Consider the following 6,547-nt stretch of genomic DNA (forward strand, 5'->3'; position numbering starts at 1 on the left):
CTCACCTTCCTAATGCTCACCAAATCCTGACAACGTTTTCCTCTCCCTTAAGAAGGGCATTTCTTCTTATCCACAACGAATCACTGACCTTAAACCGATGCGATACGCTTCAGCAAGCCTCCTCAACCTGACTGACACGGCGCAAGTTTAATATGTCACTCATTTTTTTGATTTGGCAAAAGCTACGCTCCAGTTGTTGATGATCGCAAATGTCGATACACATATCGATAATCGCAGGTCTCCCTTCTTGAGTTCTGACCTGGGCATTGCGAACATTGATATTTTGGTCACTCAAGCGAGATAAAATATCTTTGAATACGCCAACGCGATCGATGACTTCGATTTGAATATTGACTGGGTAAGTTTGAGGACGCCCATGAGCGACATCGGTGGGATTCCAGCTTACAGGTATGACTCGTTCTCCGGGTACGGTCTCCACATTGAGACAACCCTGCCGATGAATCGAAATGCCACGCGTGCGCGTCACAACCCCAATAATGGCTTCACCCGGAATCGGATTACAGCAACCCGCTAGGTGATGGAGGAGTCCTTCAACGCCAGCAATGGGTTCGATCTTCTTAGCGCCTGCCGTCGATTGGACTTTGGGAGTCGGTATTTGGGGGACTGGAGGTTCCGGCTGCTCATTTTCCAGGGGTTGCCGAGCTTTCACAACTTCGCGTAGGCGCTTGACGACTAAATTCAAGGTCAACTCGCCATAACCCAACGCGGCTAGTAAATCTTCGACGCTGTGGTAGTTACATCGCTCTGCCGCTGCCTGCATCGGGTCGGATTTGAGCAAGGCTTCAAAGCCTTTTTTGCCCAGTTCTTTTTCCAGAAGCTCTTTACCGCGAGAGATATTTTCGTCTCGATGCGATCGCTTGTACCATTGCCGAATTCGATTTCGGGCACTGGGCGTCACGACAAAATTCAGCCAATCCAAACTCGGATGGCTATTTTCCCTGGTAATAATCTCCACAATATCCCCGTTATTCAGGGGGGTATCCAGTACCGTCCACCGCCCATTTACACGAGCACCGGCACAGTGATTCCCCACTTGTGAGTGAATTCGGTAGGCAAAATCGACGGGTGTTGCCCCCCTAGAGAGCGGAACCACATCTCCATTCGGCGTAAACACATAAACATCATCATCAAACAAATTGTCTTTGATGGTGTCCATGTATTCCTGAGCATCTTTCAGGTCATTCTGCCATTCCAGCAACTGCCGCAGCCAAGTGAACTTTTCATCTTCCGCTGAAATCCGGTTATTACTCGATCCGCCACTTTCCTTATACTTCCAGTGGGCGGCAATGCCATATTCAGCGATATGATGCATTTCCAGGGTGCGAATTTGCACCTCAATCGGACGACCCGATGGCCCAATCACCCCGGTATGCAACGACTGGTAGCGGTTCGGCTTTGGTAAACCAATGTAGTCTTTAAAGCGACCGGGGATCGGTCGAAAAGCGTCATGAACGACGGCTAATGCCCGATAACAATCTTCTTTCGTCTGCAAAATCAGTCGCATAGCAGCTAGGTCGTAGATTTCATGAAATCCCTTTTGCTGCCGCTGCATTTTTTGATAGATTCCATAGAGGTGCTTGGGACGCCCACTGATTTCCAGGCAATGAATTTCAGTGGACTCCATGCGTTCCCGCAAAATTTCTCCGACCTTACTTAACCGAGTTTCCCGATCCGTTCGTCGCTCTGCCACCAGTTGTTGCATCTGTCGGTACGATTCGGGTTCAAGATACTTAAACGCCAAATCTTCTAGTTCCCATTTGACGCGCCCAATTCCTAGGCGATTGGCTAGCGGTGCAAAGATTTCTCGTGTTTCCTGAGAGATGCTGCGCTGTTTCTGCGGACTCAAGTGTTCTAATGTCCGCATATTGTGTAGTCTATCTGCCAGTTTCACCACAATCACCCGAATATCTGCCGCCATAGCCAGGAACATTCGGCGGAAGTTCTCTGCTTGGCGTTCGGTTTTACTGGAGAAGTTAAACTTAGACAGTTTGGTGACGCCTTCCACCAGCCGCCGCACCTCGACTCCAAACCGAGCTTCTATCTCTTCGGGCGTGACTTCTGTATCCTCAACCACATCGTGCAGAAACCCAGCAGCAATCATCACGCTGCTGCCGCCCAAATCCCGCAACAAACCTGCCACCGCTACAGGATGAGCAATGTAAGGTTCTCCAGATGCCCGGTACTGACCCTCATGCAGTTGGTAGGCAAATTCAAAGGCTCGACAGATTAAGTTAATATCGTCAGGGACTGGTTCATTGGCCGCTGCCGATGTGGCAAGCATACATTCCTGTAGCCAATCAGGAACATCGAAGTTAAACCTGGAAGTGGTAGCGATCGCGTCCATAGTTCTTTGCCTAACTAATAAAAAATAGAAATGATTTTAGCGGAACTGGTATGAGATTATCCGTAGGGTTCATCCTCGTTGGTTGTAATTCCTCCTTTCCTATAAAGGTAACTTGTTACAGGATGAGGCTTTGCACGCTCCGTCAAGTGGTTTAAGAGCGTAGGCTGACACGAAGGAGACATGAGCGAGTACACTTGAAGCGAGAAGACTACTCGGCTCATCGCTTCGTTGTCAAAACAGCCTGCTCTCTGGTTTGAGCCTTGAGGAACGGGCTTTGGAGTGACTCGTACCAAGGGTGCGGTCTTAACTGTAATTTTCGGATTAATGACTGGGGGTTGGGGATCAGTGATGGAGGTTTGGGTTCCCAGCCTCCATCGTCCCTAATGCCCATCGGCGCTTGAGTCAGCAGGGACTTCGAGTTCCCCAGTTCCCAGTCCCTAAAAGTCACGCAATACGGTTCAGACTGCAACTTGGTTTTAATCGCCTTTATTAATAAAGACAAAATTCTTTACATTGATTTTAAACCAACACGAGCAAGAATGTTGCCACTATTACATTTCCAACACTATCAGGCATTTCAACAGGCTTTGGCACAACTAGGCAAGACTCTCAGTGTCAGCGATTGGGAGGAGTCTATGCTTTTAGAGGGCTACCAAAACGTTCAACAACTGTTTCAAAGCCAAATTGCGACACTCAGTGCAGATGACGTAGCACCCGAACATGCACCTCGGTGGCAATCGCTTCAGACAGAAATTTACAAACAGATGCGCCTTTTGGAGACGGATATGATGCTGTTGCAGGCATCGCGCAGTTCTGCAACATCCCAGCGTCGGGTTTTGAGTGTGCGCGATCGCCTCAATACCCTGATTCAATACGGCGAAGCGTTACTTCAACTCTAACACTGCCTTGTTTAAGTAACGCTGGGGGTCTGGGCCAGGTGCTGGCTAAGGACAGGGAGCTGCCTCCCTGCCTCGCCGATAAAACCGGACATGAAGGTTTCTCTTCATCCGGTTTTTCAATGACCTGGTGCTTGTCATGCATACCTCTTCCCACATGGGGGTTAGGCGGTTAGAACGGGTTGACATCTAGCCATTCCTCTTCTAACTCTTTGGTACCGACAGCATTATCTTGTGCTATTTCACTGACGTGGCAGTGTCGGTGAAGTATATACCTGAAAACGAGCCGCACCGCTCCTTACGATTAATTCGGCAAACTTGATATGACTGGCAGACTCTGCTTACCAGTTAGGAGATAGGTAGTCATCTCTCCCTTCCCTTTGACCTGGATAATTCCCCGTTTTTGGAAGAGATATTGCTCTTTTAAACACTCATAGGTCGCTTCTGAAACCTGGATGACACCAGCGATTCCCTGAGATTCCATGCGGCTGGCAATATTCACCGTGTCTCCCCACAAGTCATAGATGAAGCGTTTGAGACCAATTACCCCAGCGACAACAGGGCCACTGTTAATCCCAATCCGAATACTCAAAGATTGGTTCAACTCGACATTAAAACGATCCACTGCTTTTTGCATATCGATCGCAAGATTCGCGATCGCGTGAGCATGGTCGCTCCGAGGCGTGGGCAAACCAGCCACGACCATATAGGCATCCCCAATTGTTTTAATCTTCTCCACCCCATGCTGTTCAGCCAGCTCATCAAACATGGAGAAGAGACTGTTTAGCAATACAACTAATTCGGCTGCCGAGATTTGGGAAGACAACTGAGTAAAGCCAACCACATCAGCGAATAAGACTGTAGCATCAGGGAACTGATCGGCAATGGTATGCTCCTCTTGCTTCAAGCGATCGGCAATTGGCTGAGGCAAGATATTAAGTAGTAACCGCTCTGTTTTTTTCCGCTCTAGCTCTAGTTTCTGGTACGCGACTTCTATTTCTCTACGAGCAATAAACTCAGAACGCTGTAGCCGTTCGTACAAATATACAGAAAGGTTGCAGATAAAGCAAAACCAGAACAGATACAGATTCATCTCAACATCGGTGTAAATCTGCCTATCCACCTTCAGATTGAATGCGGCGTTTACTCCCCAATAAAAAATTGGTGCGCTCAACTGCGACAGCAAGTGGAGAGGCCATCGCACTGGCATAATTGTAGCCTGGGTCAGAAACGCAAACGTCCAGGTAAAGACATTGGGTGTGGCGATTCCTAGAATGGCTGTTCCGATTTGCGGTACCAAGATAACTGACAAAGAGAAACACAGAAAGAGCAGTCCTGGAAAACGGTAGGCTAGCGGCGTTTTCAGAAGTGCTAAACAAGTCAACAGGCACAGCCCTACCACCAAGTCAATCAGTAGCCTAGACCAGGTTAATTTCTGCTCCAAGCTACCTGTGCCTAGAGTCAGAAAAATAACCGTTAAGACAACACCGAGCGAAACCCACAAACTAATGCGCAAGCGCTTCCTCAAGAAACTATTGCGCCATACTTCATAGTCAGTTGACCAAGAGCTATATAGACTGGCTTTTATGAAGGCTAGCCCTTGTTTGAGCGGCACAGCCAACTTTGTTAGGTCTCCCCAGGATTGCATGATTGCTGTTTTCCCCGCATGGGCACGTCAGTTGAGCCGATGAATTTCTCCAAGCATTACCGCTCCCCTTAACGCTTCTTATTGTGCAGTAGCTTTAAGGAGATTGGCACAAAAACACGGGTTGTAGATGCACAAGCAGGCTTGGAGTTGAGACATTCTCAATGCACAAGGCATGAATTGTCTATTATTTGACCGCCAACTCCTGTCGTTTTAACTGACGGGGAGTTTGAGGGGCTGTAAGTCCCGCGCTATACCTTCTCATGTTAGCGTCGGGATACACGGACTCCTTAAGCTAATTGTAGAGACTCGATGTCCTTATAATTAGCAATTCCTCAATGCCGCGCTATTTAGAACCTAGGCTTCTTATGTTAAAATATCAGCCATCGATATATTCATGACTGATGAGCGTAGTTCTTAACTACACATACCGCATATACCCAGACGCCCAGCAGGAAGCCAAGCTTCTTGACTGGCTGGAGATATGTCGTGGTAGCTACAACTATGCTCTTAGAGAAATCAAAGACTGGTGCAATTCTCGTAAATGCCCAGTAGATAAATGCTCCCTGGAGGCAGAATATATCATCCCTGCGGATACTCCATTCCCTGGATATTATCGGCAGCAAAACGCCCTACCCAAAGCCAAGAAAGATTATCCCAGGCTCACTGAAGTTCCGTCTCAAGTACTACAAACGACCATTAGACGCCTTCATGATGCCTGGGATTTCTTTCACAAGCGAGGGTTTGGTTTTCCCAGATTCAAGAAATATGGACAGCTAAAGTCACTGCTTTTCCCTCAAATAGCTCCTGACTCCTTAACTGGCTGGCAAATAAAGATACCTAAGTTGGGTTCTGTGCAGATAAAAGTGCATCGACCCATTCCAGAAGGATTTGTCATCAAGCAAGTACGCATTGTCCGCAAAGCTGCTCGCTTTGAAGCTGTCATTTCAATTGAATCGGATATAGAAATCCCCACTGTTCAACCACATGGTCGAGCAGTGGGGATTGATTTAGGTTTAGAAAAGTTTTTGACAACTTCTGACCGAGAGTTTATCGGCAGACCGAAGTTCTTTGTCGAGAAGCAAAGGAAGCTGAAATTGCTCCAACGCCGACTCGCTCGTAAGATAGAAAGGTCTGCTAATTACGAGAAAGCTCGTCGCCAAGTTGCGAAACACCATAACAACATAGCCGCTGCCCGCAAGGATTACCACTACAAAACGGCAAATCATCTTTGTCGAGACCAACAGATAGGGATGATATTTGCTGAGGACTTAAACCTGAAGGCGATGAGCCGAGGAATGCTGTGCAAGCAGACTCTTGACGCTGCCTTTGGTCAGTTTCTGGATATCCTCAAGTTTGTGTGCTGGAAAAAAGGTATCTTCTTTGCCAGGGTGAATCCAGATGGGACATCTCAAACTTGCCCAATGTGTTGGGAGGCGACTGGAAAGAAGGAGCTCTCCCACAGAACCCACTCTTGCCAATTCTGCGGTTATCAAACAGATCGAGACCACGCTGCTGCTGAAGTAGTGCGACAACGCGGTCTGGAACAATTAGTAGCCAGGGACTCTGGCGAATCGAAGGAGCCTGTTGCAGTCGGTCTGCCGGGGACTGGCAAAAATCAGTCTAGGTCAGAGGCGAAAC

At 48.0% G+C, this 6,547-nt stretch carries 5 protein-coding genes; 2 read left to right on the forward strand and 3 right to left on the reverse strand.

What is annotated here, in order from left to right:
* Positions 1-109 precede the first annotated feature (109 nt).
* Together V6C93_RS12935 and V6C93_RS12940 are read right to left on the reverse strand one after the other, a co-directional pair.
* Positions 110-2,365, reverse strand: a complete 2,256-nt coding sequence (locus V6C93_RS12935; RefSeq protein WP_333477067.1) for a bifunctional (p)ppGpp synthetase/guanosine-3',5'-bis(diphosphate) 3'-pyrophosphohydrolase — start codon at positions 2,363-2,365, stop codon at positions 110-112.
* A gap of 217 nt (positions 2,366-2,582) precedes the next feature.
* The gene (locus V6C93_RS12940) at positions 2,583-2,867 is read right to left on the reverse strand and encodes a hypothetical protein (protein WP_333477068.1); all 285 of its coding nucleotides are present in this window, start codon (positions 2,865-2,867) and stop codon (positions 2,583-2,585) included.
* Between the two features lie 37 nt (positions 2,868-2,904).
* Between V6C93_RS12940 and patD the strand changes: the two genes are divergently transcribed.
* Positions 2,905-3,264: a heterocyst frequency control protein PatD gene (gene patD / locus V6C93_RS12945; RefSeq protein WP_333477069.1), complete on the forward strand. Its 360-nt coding sequence runs from the start codon at positions 2,905-2,907 to the stop codon at positions 3,262-3,264.
* A gap of 301 nt (positions 3,265-3,565) precedes the next feature.
* Here the strand turns inward: patD and V6C93_RS12950 are convergent, their stop codons facing one another.
* Positions 3,566-4,909, reverse strand: a complete 1,344-nt coding sequence (locus V6C93_RS12950; RefSeq protein ID WP_333477070.1) for an adenylate/guanylate cyclase domain-containing protein — start codon at positions 4,907-4,909, stop codon at positions 3,566-3,568.
* Between the two features lie 401 nt (positions 4,910-5,310).
* On the opposite strand from V6C93_RS12950, the gene V6C93_RS12955 reads away from it, so the two are divergent.
* On the forward strand, positions 5,311-6,547 hold a 1,237-nt coding region (locus tag V6C93_RS12955), incomplete at its 3' end, for a transposase (RefSeq protein ID WP_333477071.1).

The sequence above is a fragment of the Allocoleopsis sp. genome, from assembly GCF_036703385.1.
Taxonomy (GTDB): Bacteria; Cyanobacteriota; Cyanobacteriia; order Cyanobacteriales; family Coleofasciculaceae; genus Allocoleopsis.